Raw genomic sequence first — 19,997 nt, 5'->3', positions numbered from 1 at the left:
TGCTTCTTCATGTATAAGAAAGGTTTAAGTATTTCCAAGAAATGTATAAGCAGTTGCTGCAAATGCTTCATACTTTGCAACAATTGCTTCTTCATGTATAAGAAAGGTTTAAGTATTTCCAAGAAAGGTATAAGCAGTTGCTGCAAAGGCTTCATGCTTTGCAACAATTACTTGTTAATGTATAAGAAACGTTTAAATCATTGCAACAATTGTTGTAATTAACTTATCAGTTGCTCTATAGTGCGTCACTTCGGCTGCGCCCTTCGGCTACGCTCAGGACAAGCTCAGTGACCGTCGTAGACATCGCAAACCGTCTCCATGAGGATAGCTTGGCGCGAACAGCAGCAATTCTCGCTAATTACTGCTGTAAGTTAACCTGGTAGAGAAACAGAAAGTGCGATCGCAATCAGCTGAGAAAGATTAAATTTACGTTAACAGTGCTGTTGTTTTTTGAAGAGTGACAACAGCAAACACACCATTCCCATTACTATCAACGACACTGAAGAAGCAGATTCTGGTACAGGCTGAGGGTTTTGCACAGGCTGATAATTGATGAAATTTTCTTGAATTGGGCTGAGTGATGCCAAAAGTTGCTCAATATCGCTAGATATACCAGTATCATTACCAACACTTTTAGAAGAGATGAGGCGGTTAAAGGTTTGGCTACTCGATTCATCAAAATCTCCTGTGAACCCAAGAAAATTTTGACCTATTTTACCTATAAGAGAGTCAATCAGATTGTTAACATCAGTTTTTATCCCTAGTGGGGATAACTTTAAACTGCTGAGATTATTGACGTTTCCAATCTTTGTGTTATCAGTATTCGCTAACCAATTACCATTACCAATAATTTCATTTCCACTGGTAAAAACCCAGTTACCATTACCAATAATTGTGTTATTAGTACCAAAATCCCAATTGCCGTTTCCAATGGTTGCGTTGTCACTGCCGAAGTGCCAATTTCCATTACCTAGTGTTGCATTATTACTGCCGTTGTCCCAATCCCAGTTGCCATTACCAAGGGTTGTGTTACTCTTTCCAAATAGCCAGTTGCCATTACCGATAGTTGCGTTGTCATTATTAAAGTTCCAGTTACCATTACCAATGGTTGCACTGTTACTGCCATAATCCGAGTTAAAATTACCAATAGTTGCGTTATTACTACCAAAGTTATTATTACCTTTCCCAACCGGTGCGTTGCTCTGATTAAAGGTTTGGCTACCTGAATTAGATGTATTGCCAGTGTTACTAAAGGGTATAGTGTTACCAAGAACTTCTTTCAACGGATCGAAAGGCGATTGTTGAAGCAGACTTCCAGCAGCTGCGATCGGATTACTGTTACCTGCAAACGGATTGGTAGCCCCACCTGCGATCGGATTACTGTTACCTGCAAACGGATTGGTAGCCCCACCTGGAATGGGATAACCACTGCCTGCAAACGGGTTACTACCTCCTGCTAATGTGTTATCAATACCCTTGAAATAGTTATCACCCAGAACTAACTTTAATCGCTCAAAGATTAATTTCTGAAGCCCACTGCCACCATCACCTGCAAACGGGTTAATACCGCCACCTGGAATCGGATTGCTACCGTTACCTAATAACAGATTGCTACCACCCATCAACAGGCTGTCCTTAGCAGCAGACAAACTGTTATTGGCAGCAAAGGAATTACCGTTATATAGATTGCTAGCGCCACCTGCATTTAAGTGATTAACTCCACCATTAATGGGATTGACAGCAGACGCTTCCATTGGCACTAATTCTCCTATTTTTAGTTAAAAAATTATGGAGTCTTCAGTACTTCTTATACCAATTATGAATTTGCTAAATCCAAAATATTTCTAAAATAAAGGCTTTAATAATCTTACCGTCAAACTAACAGAAGATATTGCCTAAACCTTTACCTGAGAAGAGTTTCGGGCGTAAAATAGCAAACTAGTACAATAAGGCAGAAGACACATCAGCGATAATACACGCTTTTCTGGTTTATCGAATAATATGTTTATTTGTGCCAAGCTGTACTAGCATACTATGTACTGAAGAACTCATCATTGTTCTCTTCTATTTATCTACTGATTTTCGCAAGGATTCTATTAAGCGAAGGGGTTTTGTCCACTAGTAGGAAATGGCGAGGTTTGTCCATCAGTTGGAAATGGCGAGGTTTGTCCATCAGTTGGAAATGCTGAAGTTTGTCCACCAGTAGGAAATGGCGAGGTTTGTCCACCAGTAGGAAATGGCGAGGTTTGTCCACCACCCACTTCCTTGTCAAGCTTTGAGTTAACTAGCTTGTCAATAGTAGCCCTCAAAGTGAACCCGTCCGGTATTTCAGTTGTGCTAATACCATAGGTCTGGCTGCTACTACCAGTCAAAGGGTCGTAGCCACTACCTTGGTTTCCGCCGCCTGTGGATGGGCTACCACCAACTGTAGATGGGATACCGCCGCCTGTGGATGGGCTACCACCAACTGTAGATGGGTTTACACCGCCTGCAAAGATATTCCAGAAGTTGTCGCCAGCGAAAGGATTACCACCATAGGCTAAATCAGGCTGACTGCCACCAGCAGCACCACCCCCAGCAGCAGCACCACCACCAAATGGGCTACCGCCACTTTCTCCATTACCAACACCACTAAATAGATTGGCGAGGTCTTTATCACTAAGAACTTCTGTCAAGCGACCAAAGGGTGATTGTCCAAGCGGATTGTTCCCACTAGTAGAGGAGTTACTGCTACTGCTATTACTCAAATCTTCTGCCATTAGGATTAATCCTCTTATTGTTTTGATGAAAGTTTTGCTAGTTCGCAACATAAAATAGACAAAAATTAAGTGCGCTTTATAACTTTATTGTTGTCTTTTTGTTAGCAGAACTAGTTAGTAGCTATTAGATTATTTGGTTATCTTTGGTTACGTGGAGATAATCTATTTTTAATCACTGCTACTCACAATTACAATGTATAGGATTTGATTTTGAAGTACAATGAAAAATATTTTGATAAATATATCAAAATTGTAGATATTTTTAGACATTGATTTCAGAAATAAACTGATATCTTTGTCTAATAAAATTAAATTTAGATTAAAGATTATATTGCAATGAACAATCTTTTGATAAATTTGCCAAATTTTTAGATATTTAATTAATTTGCATTTAACCGGGGTTCTATTACTTTTATCCGACGTAATACCGCAAAACTGATAACAATAAATAGCACGGTTCCTAGCACTCCGCCATACGTTGCATCGTATTAGCATCGTTACGAAGTGCAGCGAAAAAAGGTTCAGGTGCAGGGATTACTTCAGATAAATCAGCAAATTCAATCCCGGAATTGTACGCGAAAGTGTCCACAAAACCAGCGTAATGTAAATTAAACCCAAACTCCATTGATACCAAGCAAGTGCAGAGATAATACCGGGTAAATGTTCGTCTCGCAGGCGAATGTCGTTAAATCCTAATTTAACTAGGTTGTTGAGGCTAAAATCATAGTAGTTAAGCCAGTTCCAACGGCGATCGCACAACAAGGGCATATATCGTTCACGAAACGTCTGATTCCTTGGTATCACTGGCAAACGTCCAATCAATAATCGTAACTGGCGAAATGTGCCGTCTTCTGTAAAGTAAGAAACGTTCATTAAGTCATGATAACGACCTTGTTGGTAAAGTCGGATTAATAAAGCCATTGGGACGGGGACAATAATTATCAAAAGACATCCCAATGTCAGCCAAGGTTGTTCAGCATTCCGAAAGATCGCTAGTAAGCTGAAGAATTCTAAAACACTAAAACTGACTAATATCGAAATGGTTTCGTAGGATGTGGGAATAATTGGTACGGGATGCAGCCGACGATAGCGATCTACTAGCCAAAATAGTAAACCGAAATAAGCGATCGCTAATCCTCCCACACCAAAAACTAACCAAAAATTTGTCCCATAGCCACTCAACAATAACAATACACTCAACGCCAACCAACTCCAAGCTTGCAGTAACCATCCAACTATAGAAAGGGTTTCGCCAACAATTAAGCGATCGCTTAGTTGGGTATATTTTTCTAAATCGATGTCTGCTATGGTGAGTAACTCACTACTGTTACGAAAGGATTTTACCAGACGACGCTGGGCGATCGCTTGGGCTTGAGTTGCAGAAAAACCCAGGCTAATCAAACTTGCAACAGTTGCACTATTAATATTTGTAGCCGTCAAACGATGCCCAAACTCGATTAATCGCAGTCGTTGTTTTGTATATTCCAGTTCATTAGCATCCGCAACTTGCTGTTGCTGACGGAAATTTTGCCCCAAATTCCGCAAGACGTTTTGATTACCTTGCAATGTTGGGATGCAGAACATCTGACCAATCTGACCGGGATTACCTAAAATTTTCGCTTGGTTGGAGTTAAAAGTTAAACCAGATACGCTTAAACAAGCCTCTTTAGCAAACCTGGCATCACTAAAATCTGCTTGGTTAAGAATATTCGCACCTTGCAAATTTACTAATTGGTTAAACTCAGCTTCTCGGAAGCTTACACCTTGCTCAAAAGTCGCTTCTGTTAAAAGGAGAAACTGATTAAAACCTGCTTTAGTAAACTGGGCTTGATTGGCAAAATCCACTTCCGAAAAATCAGCATTTCCTTGCCATTGGACACTACTGAATTTAGCCAACTGTTTAAAAGTTGCTTGGTTAAAGTTGGCAGTTGTCTCAAAGATACTACCTTGAAAATCAGCCATTTCCCGAAATTTAATTTTTTTAAAGTTAGCTTTTTCAAAAAAAATACTGCCCTGAAAATTGCTTGGTTGCTGGAAGTTGGTACTGGTGAAACTAACGGGACGAGCAAATCTGGTTTCAGTCCAGTTAGTGGGTTGGAGAAAAGTTGCACCTTGGGCATCAACAGACTGAAGAAAAAATGTATTGGAGAACTTCACTTCGCCGTTGAAGCGAGTTTGCACCAGTGTTAAGACACCACGAAAGACGGCGATTTCACTGGCTGGGGTTGATTCTGTTCCCAGAAGCGATCGACAATCTTTAGAGTTGGGTAAAGCGATTGCCAGTGACTCTAGACAAACGAAGCGCAAACGTTCTAGTTTTTCTTGTTCGGTAGCGGTGAAAATAGGTGCGATCGCTTTTGCATACAGTGGTGTTCTTAAAGCCAAATCGCTGCCGACAAAATCTCCCAGAATCAGAGCATAGCTGAGGTCTAGACCCAGAGGTTTTGTTCCAAGTTCTTTTCGCAACAGTTGGTAAAAAGCATCACGAAAGGTGGCGTTTTCTGGGCGCAAATCGATTGCCATTTTCTGCAAATCGACAGTTAAATTTCCTTCGCGGAGTATTGGTGTGCGTAGTCGTTCTTGTAATAATTCTAGGGTTAAGGGTGTGCGTTCTGGTTGTGTTTGTGCTGCCGAAGCTGGTAGGGGGAGGAGGAGGAGAAGTAAAACGCAAAGGAACGCTAAGGGAAGCGCAGAGGTACGCAGAGAAACTCCTCTGTGTACCTTTGCGTTTAACCTCTGCGTGCCTACCCTGCGGGAAGGCGTTCGCGTAGCGTCTCGTAGAGAAGCGCCTATGCGTTTAAAAGATAAATTATGCAAATTGTTCGATCATTCGTCACTAATCAGCAGAACAATTTTACCTGCCACAGACCCACTTTCAATTAATTGGTGGGCTTTAGCTGCTTCTTTTAAGGGAAATTTGTGACTCACATGGATTTTTAATTTGCCTTCATCGATCCAGGTGGCAGATTGTTCGAGAATTTCTGCATGATGGTGGAGACTATCCTGTAATCCTAGCAATGCTGGTGCCAACATGAATTCTAAACCAATGCGGAGGTTGCGAGTTCTAGCAGTTTTCCAAACAGTATTGGCATCTGGTTCGAGAATTGTCACAATATCGCCATAGACTCGCACTGCGGGGAAGGTTTTGTGAAAGGTTTCGCCGCCTACAGTATCAAAAGCCAAGTCTACGCCTTCACCGCCAGTCCAATCTAATACCGCTTGTACAAAGTCTGTTTGTTTATAAAAAATTACACTATCGGCACCGAGTTCTTTGACGAAATTAGCTTTTTCCTCAGAACCCACTGTGGTGGAAACAGTAGCACCTTTGAGTTTCGCCAATTGAATTGCTACATGGCCAACACCACCAGCACCGGCATGAATCAAAACCCGATCTCCAGGTTCTAATCGTCCCCGTTCATATAAAGCTTCCCAGGCGGTGATTAATACTAAAGGCGCTGCTGCTGCTTCGGCAAAGGAAATGGAAGCGGGTTTACGTGCCACAAATCGCTCATCTACAACGGTATATTCAGCGTAATTCCCTTGGTGTGCGCCCAAGCCACCATAGCAAAAATATACTTCATCACCTGCGCGAAAACGCTGAACGCCAGCACCCACAGCTTCCACGATCCCTGCACCATCGCATCCTAAAATTGTCGGCGTGCGATCGGGGTAGAAACTGCCTCGACTCCGAAGTTTAGTGTCAATGGGGTTAATGCCAGCCGCCACCAAACGTACTAAAAGTTCAGTATTCCCTACAGGAACAGCAGGGTTTGGCACATCCTGTACTTGCAGAACTTCGGGACTGCCAGCTGCTGTCATCAAGACTGCTTTCACAATTCTTTCCTCCTGGCTTAGATGCACGTTCTTATGCAACTTTAACGTAAGAGGGCGGACACAAAGCTATGTTTGAGGGAAAAGTGCGATTTTTGGTGACAAGGTGCGATCGCCCTACATCTATATTCAACAAAAAACAAGCCACTGGAGCTTTGAAGATTATCCCTTGATTACTGCTAAATTAAATATATAATCTCACGTAAGTAATATTTATTTATTCTTCACTCATAATTGAGCCATTTTGTAAAGTCGCCAAACTCCTACTTCAGTAGGGCGACAGCGTGATCAACAGATCGGGTAAATTAAGATAAGTAAAGAAAACGCTTTGAACTAAATGGCAGCTCTAAGCTTACAAGAAATTTCTACTCAGTTAGAAAGTCCGAATTTACGCGATCGCATGGTAGCCCTTGCTAATCTGCGTCACGTTGCGGCTGAGGATGCAGTCCCTTTGATTAAAAAGGTACTAGACGACGAATCTTTGCAACTGCGATCGATGGCAATATTTGCTCTGGGAATCAAGCCAACGCCAGAATGTTATTCTATTTTGGTAAAAATTCTCGAAAATGACCCCGATTATGGTATACGCGCTGATGCCGCCGGTGCTTTAGGATATTTGGGTGATGCTAGAGCCTTTGAGGTACTGTCACGGGCATTTTATGAAGATACTGATTGGCTAGTACGTTTTAGTGCAGCCGTTTCTCTAGGTAATATTAAAGATCCTCGTGCCCGTCAAATTCTTCTTCAGGCATTGGATAGCAAAGAAGTCGTGTTACAACAAGCTGCAATCTCTGCACTGGGAGAAATTCAAGACATCGAGTCTGTAGATAAGATCCTGCGCTTTGCCGAATCAGATGATTGGTTAGTCAGGCAGCGTTTGGCAGAAGCCTTGGGAAATCTTCCCACTCCCAAGAGTGTCTCAGCTTTAAAATACCTGGAAAAAGACAATCATTTCAACGTTGCTGAGGCAGCCAGAATTGGCCTCAAGAAGCTTGAGGAAATAGGCAATCAAGCTTAATATTAAAGCCTCCTGTTACCTTTTAATAATAATTAAGTGGGAATTTTAGCATTTTGATGCAGGGTAATTTCATTCATGAATATTGAAGAGTTTTTTCAGTTAAGTACTGGTAAATGGTTTTCTCATCGTACTAGTCAACATTTGGCTTTTAACCAATCGGAACATAGTAAGTCAGATATCATCATTGAGGCGCTGGCATTAGATCATCCAGAAGTTATCAAGCTGTGTCAAAGTTACAACATTAATCCTAGTTCTGCTTCCTGTGCTACCAAAATTACCTGGAACGGCACAATGGATAAGGATCAAGCAAAACATAGTGGTTCAACTGTGTTAGTTTCAGTACCGGATGCGGATAATCCGGCCCAAGGCAGTTTACTGAGAGAAATAGTTGATGCCAATAAAACTCCAGTTCCCGGACGCTATAAATTTGACAGTGATGGTGCTTTGATCCTAACTACAGAGGATGAAACCATCTTTTCAGAGGAACGCCTGTGGTTTGCTAGCCCCAATTTGCGAATGCGGGTAAACGTCCTCAAAAGTTTTGGTGGATTTAGTATCACTTCCTTCACTTCTGAGATTCGTATGGGTGGCTTTCCCCCAGCCGAGAAGGCTTCTGAGGTGGCTAATTCAGTATCTAGTTAAATTCGATCGCAAAATAATTCCCCCCGTTTCTGGCTACGGTGTACACAACAAGTCAAATTACCCCCCTTATAAAGGCTACGGTGTATACACAAGTCCTAAAATCCTTGCCTGGTAAGATACAAGCCTTAGTAGGCAAGGTTTTGAACTGAGCAAGCTGATTATCAAGAGTGTCAGCTTATTGATAGAGGTTTAACGGAAAATCAAGGATTTTAAAAATAATTTTCCGTTCTTTTGTGTCCATTTGATTCCCAACTCAACTTGTGTATACACGGTAGCCTTATAAAGGGGGGAAAAAAGAAATCCAGTTCCCTCCCCTTTGCAAGGAGAGGGTTAGGGTGGGGTAAAACCCTAGTTAATCAGCTATTTCAGACTTGTGTGTACACCGTAGCCGTTTCTGGGGGGAATTAAGTAGAGATGGGTTAGGGTTAGGGAAAGTTTTTGTTAAGCCTGTAATACCTTAAACCATTTATTCAAAACTGTGCTGATGGTTTTCTTAATCTGATGGTTACGACTCCATTTTTGGAATGCCATTTCATACTCTTCACCTTTAATTTGAAAGGTATTCCAGACATCAAGCGCTACAGGCAATCCGCAGAATAGTAAAATGTACAGCGACCAAGAAATTCCGCCACCTGTGATTAAATCAAGCAGTATCAAAAAGCCATTGAAAATTGCATATTTGCTTAGGCGTTTTTGAAATCTTCTGATGCGGTAGGCGTCAAAAGCTTTTCGCTGTTGAACTTGACCCTGTTGTAATATCCAATCGCGTTCTGCTAATTTTAAAGACTCAGGTGAAATTTCTAACTCAGCAGCAATTTCTAATATATGCTCATAAGAAAATTCTGTGTCTTTATCATCTGCTTGACGAGCGATCGCTAAGTGCAGAATTTGTTGGACATCTTCTTGGCTATACGAGCGGATGCTTTGAGGTTCAAACGCCGTCATAATTCTTTCTCTTATATTACTTTTAATAGAAATTTGCTGCCCGATAGATTTTAAGCAGCTACGCCAGTACTATTTCCATTATTCTTAGATTAACAAATCTAGATGCTGTCCGGCATCGAAATGTATGGGATTTTTAACTTTGGGTATAGGGTAAAGAAGGCAGAGGAGCAGAGGGGCAGAGGGGCAGAGGGGAAAAATTTACTGCAACTTCTCCCTTGCTCCCTTGATCCCCACCAATATAAAGACTCTCCAAACATCCAAGATATTATCAAATGCAGCAGAGCATAATTAATAACGAAATAACAAGCATTAACAAGGATGTAAATCAATGGTTGAAGAAAATGGATCGATTCGTACCCTATCGGTTGATATTGGCGGTAGTGGCGTTAAGGCTATGGTTTTGGATATTACGGGGCATCCTGTAACCGAAAGAGTGCGTTTAGATACACCGCAACCTGCAACACCGGAGGTTGTAATTAATGCAATTGTAGTTTTAGCTGCCGCTCAAGGTGAATTTCATCGCGTTTCGGTCGGTTTTCCTGGTGTGGTGAGGTGTGGAGTCACGGAAACAGCGGTAAACTTACATCCAGATTGGATCGGATTTGATTTGGAAACAGCATTATTAAAACACTTAAACAAGCCTGTACGGGTGATTAATGATGCAGATATGCAGGGATTTGGTGCGATCGCAGGTAAGGGTGTCGAATTGGTGATTACTCTGGGTACGGGGTTTGGTTCGGCTTTATTTGTGGATGGTAAGCTGGTACCAAATATGGAAATGGGGCATCATCCGTTTCGCAAAGGAGAGACTTTTGAGCAGCAGTTGGGGCGTGCAGAGTTAGAAAAAATTGGTGAGAAAAGATGGAATAGGCGTTTAGAAAAAGCGATCGCATCTTTGCAACATCTGTTTAATTATGACTACCTTTATATTGGCGGTGGTGAAGCTGTGAGAGTGAATTTCCAGTTACCCTTAAATGTCAAACTCATCCCCAATATCACTGGTTTATTAGGCGGTATAGCTTTGTGGCGAGATGAAAAAAGATAAAAAGTTTTTCAATATCCACAACTGAGAGTACTAAGTACAGCTTTGCGTAAGTTCGTAACTTTTTTAAACGCAGAGGAACACAGAGGTAAACGCAAAGGTACGCAGAGTTTTGCCAAAGTTAATTCGCTATGAATTAATGAAATGTTGTACTAAGCGATATCTAAGAGCGACCTACGCCTACAAACTTTTTGAGTAAGGTGCATCCTTTCTCAAAATTTCAAAATGATATAAAATTTAACACAGATTAGACAAGAGAATTGCACAAACATTATGTTCAATGCCTCGGTGTAATTTTGTCATGTAGTATCTAAACTTTAACTCAAATTCCATACCGTGCAACAAGGTTGTGCGGTTTCATTCTTTTGATGTGAAAGTGTGCGCTTTCCGAGAATAGCTTGAAAGAGCGACATAAGTTGCAATACAGTTCAGAATGAGCAACAAAACCCTTATTGTAGAGACGCGATTTATCGCGTCTTCAAAAACCAATAATCCTTAACCCAAGCGTATTGACATAAGTTGTGATTGATAAAAAGTATTTCAAATTAAGAGCTTTTAATCAATAGTTAAAAAACTGCCTTGATGAATCCAGTAGTATTTTTACTGGCAGTATAAACATGATAAAAGCAACATCAGTATCCCAAGCACGAGCTAAATATAACTAGGTAAATATGTTTGATGGCATTCCCGCGATCGTATAGTATGTTATTGTCTAAACGATTGATTTAGATAGTATGTCTGATAACTTGATGGCTTGATTAATGATATTAATCTGATTAAATGGAATCGGGGGTGAGCAAATATGAACATAAAAATATTACCTGGAAAAATTAGTACATGACTTTTTTATTTGGTCAGTATGTACTATCCCGGACAGCAACTGTTGGTTAAAAGAAATATTGGTTGAAGTAAAATAAACGAAAATGAATGAAATTGGCCTGATGATGACGGGCGTGTTAACAATAAGACAAGCATCTGGGACTAATTTGTCACAGCAGCAATTATTTCAGATGGAAAATTACGTAAACCAGTCAAAACACAGTCAGTTAGAGATAGCTGCTAAAGTTACGCCACCTGAATTTATGCAGACAGATGAGATTTCCCAAGCTTCTCTCTCAGCGCTGAAATTAGAAAAAGAACACATACTTCAGAAAATTAGCAAAAAGAATCTGGGACTAGTTTCTTCTAACTTAGGTAAGCCTAAGAAGTCTTTTCAGTCTGAAGGTAAAGTCCGTACAAAGGCTACAGGAAGGTTCCAGAAGTTTAGTAGCCAACCTCTACCGACTCTTTATTTTGGTAGTTCTGGTATTGCTGTCAGAGCCTTACAACAGTTATTAGTGACTAACGGTTATGCTGTGAGAGTAGATGGGATTTTTGGCGCACTAACAGAGACTGCTGTCAAAGCCTTTCAAAACCAGCAAAATTTAGGTGTAGATGGAGTAGTTGGTCAACGAACTTGGAGTGCGCTAACAATTTAGTTAGAAGTTAGGAGTTATGAAACTTCGTATTATTCATAATTCCTGATTCATTTATGGAAATCTAAGAAAAAATCACTTTTGTAAATTAATAATAATGCTGAAAACTTTCTAAAATATGCAGAACACAAGTAACATTTTTACTGTCTTTTGAGGGCAATATATTTTCTTTAGCCATTACTGCCGCTGATCTTTTCAAGACGCGTTAACCATTGATTGAAATGCTGGCATTGCTGACGTATTGTATCCAACCCAATATCCATTGCAATCAAGGAGCCATGTAATGGCTTTTCATATCCAAGGCAACATCTGATAATTCGTTTGGATGGGGCTGTTGTTGGGCCTTCATTAATATGTTCAGGTGAAAGGAATAAATTACGCTCTGCATGTAGGCTATCTACTATATTTTGGTCAAACCAAGCGAGAAAAGCTTGTGGATTGCTGTACAGGAGTCCCTCAAACTCATGAACCAGTAAATTGGCGAGAAAATTTTTGTGTTTAATGTCTGCGCTCATTTGCTGCTCAAGATATTCAGTTTTCTGAAATGGGTCATTCGTACTAGGCAGAGAACTGCTTCCTGGAAAATCATTTGGCAATCGATATAAATCAAACATCGTAGTGACGAACGCCGAACCATCCTCAAGGCATTTACGATTTAATTGCGGCTTGATCTTTGCATAACTTACTACTCCGCCCTTAGTTGTTGAGCTAGTTCGCACAAGAATGGGGTTGAGGTATATGTCTTTTCGCTGAAGATGTTGGCAGAGTACTTCTTTTACAAAAGTTTCTTCCGTCTGTCCTTCTACAAAAACGTGTATTCGGATCATCGTGAAGGTCTCCCGCCAAGGATATTTTTCTTCCACAGTTCTCCTAAGCTGTAGTCTTCAAGCCACTCGTGTAAATCATCCTCATTCAATCTTCGGAGTGATGATTTACCACGATCGCGATCTACAACAATTACATCTTCCGCCCTAAATTCATTGAGCAGTTCAACCGACTGAGTTGAAACAATAACTTGTTTTTCTTTTGCAGCGGAGCGAATTAACGATGCAAGAACAGTGATTGCATACGGGTGAAGACCTAGCTCAGGTTCATCAACCAAAATGGTTTCGGGTTGAAGGGAAGCAGGTTGCAAAAAGACTGTAACCAGGCATATAAAACGAAGTGTTCCATCCGAAAGAAGATGAGCTTTAAACGGAATATCTTGACCTTGCTCGACCCATTCCAACTCGATAACCTCATTGTTTTGTGGAGAAGGACGTAGATATAAATCACCAAAGAAAGGAGCAACAAGTCGAATTGTTTTGACAATTCTCTGATAAGATTCCGAATAATTTTCACTTAACAAATATAGGAAAGCTGCAAGATTACGCGCATCAGAACGCAAGTAAACATTATCATTAATCCTGTGTGGTTGCTTCACATAAGCGCTGTCGCTTGTATCATGGAAATGATAAACCCGCCACTGCCGCATCGTGGGTAATATGTACTTGTCAATTCTTGTTCCGCTACCCCGTAAAGCATTAGTCTCAAAATGACCGCTGCCGAGTTCACGTTCACCGATCTTGTCCCACCAAAAAGACTCTTTGGAAAACATCAGACGGTTGTCTTGAGTTGGTTCAAGCGTAGCAAGATACCCATTCTTTCCAAAATAAAGCTCAATCTCTAATTGCTCAGTTGTTTTACGGCCAAAATGCAAGATCGCATCAGGACCACCCTGGCGGCTTACCAAAACTTGCAGATTCATCTCAATCATCTGCTGAACCATGTGAAAAAAGCCTATGAAGTTAGATTTACCCGCACCATTACATCCAATAAGTACGTTTAGTTTCAAAAGCTTAAGGTCACATTCAGCAATAGACTTAAAGCCCTTCAAAACAATCCTTGATAGTTGGCTGTCATTGGTCAGATCGCTCATGCAATGGTCTCCTGATTTTTAAGCTTTTGGGCTGCTTATTTCACAAATAGACCTTAATAATAATTGTGATTTAGCTGATCTAGCTACAGTCAGCACACTCTATCAAGAATTTCTGATATATTCACATTAAATCTTGCTTGTTGACAAATCTTTTATACAGGTGTAACTTATCGTAAACATAGGTTTCGGATCTGAAACACTAATAAAAAAGTAAATCTTTATTATTGAGTTAATACATAAATAAATCTTTTTGTCCAGAGTAATTTAGATATCCTTACCATACGGTTTAGTTAAGCCCGAAATCTTTTATAGAGACATTGCATTGCAATGTCTCCACATATCAAAAATTCTTAACCCAAGCGTATTGAGTTAAATATGGAACAGCTTATCCCTTCTAACTTATTATCGGTGCTTATGCTGCTCTAATAGCTGTTGCGCTCTTGGCTTGTAAATTAAATAGAACAAAGCCTCGATATAGCGCAATAAATCTTCTCGATTTTCCTTGGAAGTAAAGTTCCAGAAGCCATAAATTCGCGCTAATGATAAGAGCTTGCTAGTGTGAATTTTCCAAGTATATGTGCTGTAAACTCGGTCAATTCCTCGCTGGGCAATTTCATTCCAATAGTTAGGATTTTGCTCGCATTTAGTGATGAATTCCACAATTTTTGTGGCTGTTTCCTCTAAATTTGTTGGGTTAATCAAAAAGCCATTCACCTTATCTTGAATAATCTCTAATGGCCCACCAAACTGGGTGGCGAAAGTCGGTAATCCTGAAACCATCGCCTCTAAAATTGTCAAACCAAAAGCTTCAAATAAAGCTGGTTGTACAAAAATTCCCTGATGATCGGCAATGACTCGGTAAATTTCACCAGAATCAGTTTTAGTCAGGCGCACACCCAACCAACGAATCTTTCCGTGGAGATTGTACTGGTCAATTATTTGGTAGAGTTTGATAATTTCGTCACGTTCTTCGTTGTCACCTGATTCTTCGACGCGTAATTTACCCGCTACTAAAATTAAGTTGCAATGCTCTTGTAATTCTTTACTTTGACCATAACATTCAGCTAAACCTGTGAGGTTTTTGATGTGGTCAAGACGCGCCATTGAGAAGAGAGGGCGCTTGTTAGGATCGTCGAGTTTACCAAAGATTTGTGTGGGATCTTCCAGAGTAAAGAGTGTTTCTGCAAGGCGTTGGCGATCGCTCTCTACCCGATCTTTATTTCGGGTGTAGGGGAAGTAATTATTTTCATTTACTCCCGGCGGTACGACATTAAATTTGGGACTAAATAATTCAATGCCATTGGTAACATGGTACAACTCCGGCATAGTGAAGCACTTATAAGATTCGTACTGTCCCACACTATCTGGTGTTCCGACAATTTCTTGGTAGGTGCTGCTAATCACAAAATTGGCAGCATTCATGGCAATCAAATCAGCTGTGAATTGCAAGGAAAAATGATATTTCTCTTCTAATTCTTGCCAGTAGAGGTTACTGAACAAGTATTTAGATTTTTCTAAAGCATGGGCAACATTGCATTGAGTAACTTTCAGCCGTCGCGCCAGCAAGAATGCTATTAAATTCCCATCAGTATAGTTTCCAACTATTAAGTCAGGCGTGCCGTGAAATTCTGCCCGTAGTTCTCTTTCGGAATCAATGGCGAAAGTTTCTAGATAAGGCCAAAACTCAAACCGAGAAATCCAGTTTTGAGTCATGTTAGGGTTAAATTCCCGTAAAGGCACTCGCAAAATCCAGGCATTTTCGGTATCGTGGACTTTTTCTAGCCGTTGATTACAAAGAGTACCATCACTATTGGGAATCAAACGGGTGAGAATAATTACCTTTGGCTCGACATTCAATTTCTCTAAACCCGCAAGCAGAACATCTTCTTGTAGCTGCTTTTCTAGGCTCTTTGCCTGGTCAAGGACGTAAACTACCTGACCGCCGGTATCGGGACGCCCTAAAACTCCCTCTTGCCCAAACCAACCGTGAGCTGACACCAGGACGATTCTAAAAATCATCGGGACACGAGAAATGAATGCTTCTAGGGTCTGAGGATCGGCAGAATCAATCAATTCATCGAGAATATTTAAAGTTTCCCGCACTCGTGCTGCGGTGTTACCCCAACCCGGCTCAAAACCCATTGACTGCAATTGGAAGCGGAATTGTTCGTAGGGTTCATCTTCGGGGCGATTATTAACAAAACCGATAGCCTTCTTAACTTGCTCGGAAAGTTGCTGTTGTGATTGAATGCGATCGTTAAGCAGAAGTTGTACACCGTTGTAGTGGTGCAGGCGCAAGAAATTCAATAAGCTGTCCAGCAATTGCTTCGAGTCTTGAAATATTTTGCTGGATAGATAGCGGTTGAGAAATTGTACCCCTTTACCAATATTTTTGGGGTCGCGGATGATTGGGGTGTAGTCGTAAAATGGGCCGAAGTCCAATTCTAGCAGGTCGCCGTCGTTGGGATGATATTTGTTCACCAAGCGATCGCGCAGATCCAACAAATCTTGCACCGTCATCGGCTCAATGCTTAAGTCTGATGTCAACCAATAAACTTCTTGGCTGGCAATCTTAGAACGGATGATGAAACAGAAGTTTGAGTCCTCCTGAATTATTTCCTGAGTATAGTAAATGAGTTTGCCTAACTCCGAGGAAGTGTAAAAGCCTTCAGGTTTCTGGGATTTGGAGCAATACTCACTATATACATTGAGTATGTCGTTCCGTAGCAAGTACTTCTTTTCTTGTTGGCGTAATTCACTAATAAAGGAACGTAAATCACTTTTTTCTTCACTATCTAAGACTGCTTGAAGCAATTCAGACATAGCAACTCCACTAAATGATGATGTTTGCATTGTTAACTTTCTAGGCAAGACAAATAAGCCCCACCTTTTGTTAGACAGATATAAACACGAAACAACACAGATAAATTATATTTACCTGTGTACCTACAAGTATCAACTTTTCAGCAGGCACTTAAATCATGTTCTACTTTACTTAAAGTATCTATGACTCAGTATTTTTGGATCTCACTAAAGGAATACAATTTTTATTTCTTTTGATAGATGTTAGTAAATAACTGCATCATAAGATTTGGGGCACAAATTATCACGCCCTCAATTGCTTCATGCGATCTTTACTATATCATTTATTTGCGTATATCTTGATTATCAGCACATACAGCATAATTCAGAATTTATTAATCAGAATAGGCTGCGCTAAAAGAAGTACAAGAGGCTTTGATACTTAGCTTGTATGGTTCACTAACTTGAAATATGCTGTATGTAAGGTAAATAAATTTCAAAAATCAAATATTATTCCTATATTGTGTTAATTTGGGGAATAAATAATAATCTTGCCATAATCTCTTTTTAAACAATTGAAATAAAAGTTAATAATTTTGCTGAAGTTTAACTATTTAGTTCAACTTAAATGAATTAAAATCAATTTTTGTTTAAAAACAGACTAATATTGATTTGCCCTAGTTATATTTTAGGCAAAAGTTGTTTAAATTTGGTCAATTTATATGGCTACCAATACAGATAAGTTAACAGCTTCTGACCACAGTATAGGCAACATTCTGATTATGTCTTTACTTGCCCTCTGTGGGCTTACTTTGATCATTCTTCTAGGCATTTTTTAACAGTTAAATGTGCGTTCAAAAACTTCTGACACTCAAATTCCCGACTTCTCCAAGAAATCGGGAATCTTAATATCAATAGCTCATGCTCCTGAGAAGTATGAACATCTGCTTAGTTTGATAGCGTAGTAACAGGTACTCTATCCTTAGCCAGTCTCGTAGAGAAGTAGCTAAAAAGTAGATTTGCTTATATACATCAACTTTTGGATAAGATAAAGTAATGAATCATTATAGATTTTTAACCCTTCCAAGTCTATGAACTCGTAGACAAGAGATCATTGCTAAAGTAATGGTTATGAATGTTCAGAACCACAACCGATCTTTATATAGGAATATATACATCAATATGAGATTATATAGGGCGAACGATGGGAATCGAACCCACGAATGGTGGTACCACAAACCACTGCCTTAACCACTTGGCTACGCTCGCCATTCAACAATTTGAATTATAGCAATAATTTGGCAATCGATCAAGAGTTTTTGTTCAAGGAACGGACTTAGTTGATTTAGAGTCTCTGGAATCTAACGATTACAATGAATTTTACTTGGCAAATATGAAACCATTGACCATCATCGCGTATACTGGAGCAGCAGTAGGCCTCGCCGCCTTGGGTGTGACAATGGCGAAAACCAATCCCGGTCAAGTTGAATATGAAGAATATGCAGTTCAACGCCTGACAAAATACTTAAAAACCGATGTATGTAAAAAAACTACGAATATTATAGAAAATTTAATCCGTTTTAATTGTGATAAGTTGGTTGACTCAGCTAACCCGCAAATCCAAGAAATTATTGCCAGAACTACAGAAAGGCAAGATTTCCTTATTTTTAGTGTTTACCGTACAGATTTAAAAATAAATTCTTGGATACCTTCATATAAATTTGAAACAGTAGGAGCTTTTGATCAATTTTATACTTACACTGCCGAAGAACAATAAGGGAAGCAACAGGGGAAGAATATACAGCAGAATTCAGGAGTCAGAATCGGCTGCGCTAACAGAAGAAAAACAAGCTTTATACCTAGTTTTGGAACGATTAGTTGTGTCCTTTACAACTTCAAATGCGCTGTAAAAGTGATTAAGAATACTTCTGTTTAGTAATTGATAATAGTTTCAATAATTACCAGATTACTTATGAACCCCGGCTTAATCTTAAGTAAGATATAGTAACTGATAGTTCAAGCTTTGCCGATGTCATCTGCCTATCTGCTATTATCTCATGGAAGTCGCGATCGCCGCCCAGAAATTGCTATGCAGCAACTAGCTAGTCTGATATGTCAGAAATTGTCAAGCGAACATTTGGTTGGCATCGCTGCTTTAGAAATGAGTCCTCAACCTTTACACGAGCAGATTCAACAATTTGCTAAAAACGCTTTTGGCGATTGCCCACATTCTCAAAATGAGAATCGCCTCAAAATTGTGCCGCTATTTTTGCTGCCAGGAGTGCATGTGATGACAGACATTCCCGCCGAAGTAGCACTCGCACAACAGGCTACTGGTCAAGATACAATCGTTGAGTTGCAACCATATTTAGGTTCTCATCCTAATTTAGAGAAATTGTTAGCAAAGCAAATAGCTGCTATCAAAGCAGAAGTATGGATTCTCTTAGCTCATGGTAGCCGTCGCCCAGGTTCGCAAAAAACTGTGGAAGCAATGGCGGCGAGTTTAGGAGCCGTAACTGCTTATTGGGCTGGGCCTCCTAGTTTAGAATCACGGGTGAAAGAGTTAGTAATTGCTGGTTATCGGGAAATTGCAATCTTGCCATACTTTTTATTTGCTGGTGGAATAACCGATGCGATCGCCACCTCAATAGAGGATCTAAAATTACAATTTTCTGCGGTGAATTTCCAATTGGCGGAGCCACTGGGAGCAAGTGCAGAATTAGCCGAGCTAATTTGGGATTTAACACAGAGATGAACCGCACAGAAAAACAGGAGAACAAGTATTTGGGAAAGGTTTATTTAGTAGGTGCGGGGCCAGGAGATCCAGGATTAATTACCCTGAAGGCGAAAGGTTTGTTGGAATGTGCAGATGTAGTCATCTATGATGCCTTGGTGAGTCCGGCAATTCTGGCAATGATTAATCCTCAAGCCGAGCAAATTAATGCTGGTAAACGTGCGGGGAGACATTCGTTATTGCAGTCAGAAACAACTCAATTGCTGATTGATAAAGCGCAAGATCATGCAATTGTAGTGCGGCTCAAGGGTGGCGATCCGTTTATTTTTGGTCGCGGTGGCGAAGAGATGGAAGAATTAGTCAAAGTTGGAATATCAACGGAAGTAGTGCCAGGTATCACTTCGGGAATTGCAGCGGCAGCATACTCAGGTATTCCTTTGACGCATCGGCTCTATAGTTCATCAGTGACATTTGTAACTGGTCATGAAGCGGTGGGTAAGTATAGACCGGAAGTGAATTGGAGTGCGATCGCTCACGGTTCCGAAACCATTGTAATTTATATGGGAATTCACAATCTGCCTTATATTGTGGAAGAATTAAGTACTGCTGGGTTGAATTTAGAAACGCCGATTGCTTTAGTGCGCTGGGGTACGCGACCAGAACAAGAAGAATTGATAGGGACATTGGAAACAATTGTCGAGCAAGTAGAGGAAACTGGATTTAGTGCGCCTGCGATCGCAGTTATTGGACAAGTAGTGAAGATGCACAGTATTTTGTCTGGCTGCCGCCCAGTTTGATAGTTGGCGAAAAGCTTGTTGTTTCGTATTCTCC

General features: G+C 40.3%; 15 protein-coding genes and 1 tRNA gene. 7 read left to right on the top strand and 9 right to left on the bottom strand.

Annotation, left to right across the window (positions count from 1 at the left end; translation table 11 throughout):
• Positions 1-431: 431 nt before the first annotated feature.
• From HWQ42_RS33395 to HWQ42_RS33380, 4 genes are all read right to left on the bottom strand, one after another.
• A complete protein-coding gene (locus HWQ42_RS33395; RefSeq protein WP_292819889.1) occupies positions 432-1,754 on the bottom strand; it encodes a hypothetical protein in 1,323 nt (440 codons plus the stop codon).
• 342 nt (positions 1,755-2,096) lie between these two features.
• Positions 2,097-2,759: a hypothetical protein gene (locus tag HWQ42_RS33390; RefSeq protein ID WP_292819886.1), complete on the bottom strand. Its 663-nt coding sequence runs from the start codon at positions 2,757-2,759 to the stop codon at positions 2,097-2,099.
• Positions 2,760-3,293: 534 nt separating this feature from the next.
• Complete coding sequence (locus HWQ42_RS33385) at positions 3,294-5,282, bottom strand: pentapeptide repeat-containing protein (RefSeq protein ID WP_292820278.1); 1,989 nt, start codon at positions 5,280-5,282, stop codon at positions 3,294-3,296.
• Between the two features lie 303 nt (positions 5,283-5,585).
• A complete protein-coding gene (locus tag HWQ42_RS33380; RefSeq protein ID WP_292819883.1) occupies positions 5,586-6,593 on the bottom strand; it encodes a zinc-dependent alcohol dehydrogenase family protein in 1,008 nt (335 codons plus the stop codon).
• Positions 6,594-6,927: 334 nt separating this feature from the next.
• Between HWQ42_RS33380 and HWQ42_RS33375 the strand changes: the two genes are divergently transcribed.
• Positions 6,928-7,608 carry a HEAT repeat domain-containing protein gene (locus HWQ42_RS33375; RefSeq protein WP_099104155.1) on the top strand — a complete coding sequence of 227 codons (681 nt, stop codon included), beginning with the start codon at positions 6,928-6,930 and terminating at the stop codon, positions 7,606-7,608.
• A 75-nt stretch (positions 7,609-7,683) separates the two neighbouring features.
• Positions 7,684-8,250, top strand: coding sequence for a phycobiliprotein lyase (locus HWQ42_RS33370; protein ID WP_292819880.1), 567 nt, complete (start codon positions 7,684-7,686; stop codon positions 8,248-8,250).
• Positions 8,251-8,691: 441 nt separating this feature from the next.
• Here HWQ42_RS33370 and HWQ42_RS33365 read toward each other — a convergent pair whose 3' ends face one another.
• On the bottom strand, positions 8,692-9,195 hold the full coding sequence (locus tag HWQ42_RS33365; protein WP_292819876.1) for a 2TM domain-containing protein: 504 nt from the start codon (positions 9,193-9,195) through the stop codon (positions 8,692-8,694).
• 328 nt (positions 9,196-9,523) lie between these two features.
• On the opposite strand from HWQ42_RS33365, the gene HWQ42_RS33360 reads away from it, so the two are divergent.
• Complete coding sequence (locus tag HWQ42_RS33360; protein ID WP_292819873.1) at positions 9,524-10,240, top strand: ROK family protein; 717 nt, start codon at positions 9,524-9,526, stop codon at positions 10,238-10,240.
• Between the two features lie 920 nt (positions 10,241-11,160).
• Positions 11,161-11,715, top strand: coding sequence for a peptidoglycan-binding domain-containing protein (locus HWQ42_RS33355; RefSeq protein WP_292819870.1), 555 nt, complete (start codon positions 11,161-11,163; stop codon positions 11,713-11,715).
• 167 nt (positions 11,716-11,882) lie between these two features.
• On the opposite strand, the gene HWQ42_RS33350 is transcribed toward HWQ42_RS33355, so the two are convergent.
• The 4 genes from HWQ42_RS33350 to HWQ42_RS33335 all read right to left on the bottom strand — a co-directional run bounded on the left by HWQ42_RS33350 (position 11,883) and on the right by HWQ42_RS33335 (position 17,701).
• Positions 11,883-12,575, bottom strand: coding sequence for a DUF4276 family protein (locus HWQ42_RS33350; RefSeq protein ID WP_292819867.1), 693 nt, complete (start codon positions 12,573-12,575; stop codon positions 11,883-11,885).
• A complete protein-coding gene (locus tag HWQ42_RS33345) occupies positions 12,536-13,630 on the bottom strand; it encodes an AAA family ATPase (protein ID WP_292819864.1) in 1,095 nt (364 codons plus the stop codon). Before HWQ42_RS33345 ends, HWQ42_RS33350 begins: the two co-directional genes overlap by 40 nt.
• A gap of 402 nt (positions 13,631-14,032) precedes the next feature.
• Complete coding sequence (locus HWQ42_RS33340) at positions 14,033-16,453, bottom strand: sucrose synthase (protein WP_292820275.1); 2,421 nt, start codon at positions 16,451-16,453, stop codon at positions 14,033-14,035.
• A gap of 1,175 nt (positions 16,454-17,628) precedes the next feature.
• Positions 17,629-17,701, bottom strand: a tRNA-His gene (locus HWQ42_RS33335).
• A gap of 124 nt (positions 17,702-17,825) precedes the next feature.
• Here HWQ42_RS33335 and HWQ42_RS33330 point away from each other — a divergent pair.
• From HWQ42_RS33330 to cobA, 3 genes are all read left to right on the top strand, one after another.
• Positions 17,826-18,209, top strand: a complete 384-nt coding sequence (locus HWQ42_RS33330; protein WP_292731125.1) for a DUF4359 domain-containing protein — start codon at positions 17,826-17,828, stop codon at positions 18,207-18,209.
• 252 nt (positions 18,210-18,461) lie between these two features.
• A complete protein-coding gene (locus HWQ42_RS33325; protein WP_292819861.1) occupies positions 18,462-19,187 on the top strand; it encodes a sirohydrochlorin chelatase in 726 nt (241 codons plus the stop codon).
• Complete coding sequence (cobA, locus tag HWQ42_RS33320) at positions 19,184-19,963, top strand: uroporphyrinogen-III C-methyltransferase (RefSeq protein WP_292819858.1); 780 nt, start codon at positions 19,184-19,186, stop codon at positions 19,961-19,963. The genes HWQ42_RS33325 and cobA overlap by 4 nt, the downstream gene beginning before the upstream one ends.
• The last annotated feature ends 34 nt before the right edge of the window (positions 19,964-19,997 follow it).

Origin of the sequence: Nostoc sp. JL23 (genome assembly GCF_017115065.1) — a bacterium.
In the GTDB taxonomy this organism is placed as follows: Bacteria; Cyanobacteriota; Cyanobacteriia; order Cyanobacteriales; family Nostocaceae; genus Nostoc; species Nostoc punctiforme_A.
This window is presented reverse-complemented; position numbering and strand designations above follow the sequence as displayed.

Excerpts from the sequence above, each read along its gene's own strand:
- cobA (WP_292819858.1), top strand. The coding sequence starts at position 19,184 with ATGAACCGCACAGAAAAACAGGAGAACAAGTATTTGGGAAAGGTTTAT.
- HWQ42_RS33355 (WP_292819870.1), top strand. The coding sequence starts at position 11,161 with ATGAATGAAATTGGCCTGATGATGACGGGCGTGTTAACAATAAGACAA.
- HWQ42_RS33395 (WP_292819889.1), bottom strand. The coding sequence starts at position 1,754 with ATGGAAGCGTCTGCTGTCAATCCCATTAATGGTGGAGTTAATCACTTA.
- HWQ42_RS33345 (WP_292819864.1), bottom strand. The coding sequence starts at position 13,630 with ATGAGCGATCTGACCAATGACAGCCAACTATCAAGGATTGTTTTGAAG.
- HWQ42_RS33365 (WP_292819876.1), bottom strand. The coding sequence starts at position 9,195 with ATGACGGCGTTTGAACCTCAAAGCATCCGCTCGTATAGCCAAGAAGAT.
- HWQ42_RS33330 (WP_292731125.1), top strand. The coding sequence starts at position 17,826 with ATGAAACCATTGACCATCATCGCGTATACTGGAGCAGCAGTAGGCCTC.
- HWQ42_RS33375 (WP_099104155.1), top strand. The coding sequence starts at position 6,928 with ATGGCAGCTCTAAGCTTACAAGAAATTTCTACTCAGTTAGAAAGTCCG.
- HWQ42_RS33370 (WP_292819880.1), top strand. The coding sequence starts at position 7,684 with ATGAATATTGAAGAGTTTTTTCAGTTAAGTACTGGTAAATGGTTTTCT.
- HWQ42_RS33340 (WP_292820275.1), bottom strand. The coding sequence starts at position 16,453 with ATGTCTGAATTGCTTCAAGCAGTCTTAGATAGTGAAGAAAAAAGTGAT.
- HWQ42_RS33390 (WP_292819886.1), bottom strand. The coding sequence starts at position 2,759 with ATGGCAGAAGATTTGAGTAATAGCAGTAGCAGTAACTCCTCTACTAGT.
- HWQ42_RS33385 (WP_292820278.1), bottom strand. The coding sequence starts at position 5,282 with ATGGCAATCGATTTGCGCCCAGAAAACGCCACCTTTCGTGATGCTTTT.
- HWQ42_RS33325 (WP_292819861.1), top strand. The coding sequence starts at position 18,462 with ATGTCATCTGCCTATCTGCTATTATCTCATGGAAGTCGCGATCGCCGC.
- HWQ42_RS33360 (WP_292819873.1), top strand. The coding sequence starts at position 9,524 with ATGGTTGAAGAAAATGGATCGATTCGTACCCTATCGGTTGATATTGGC.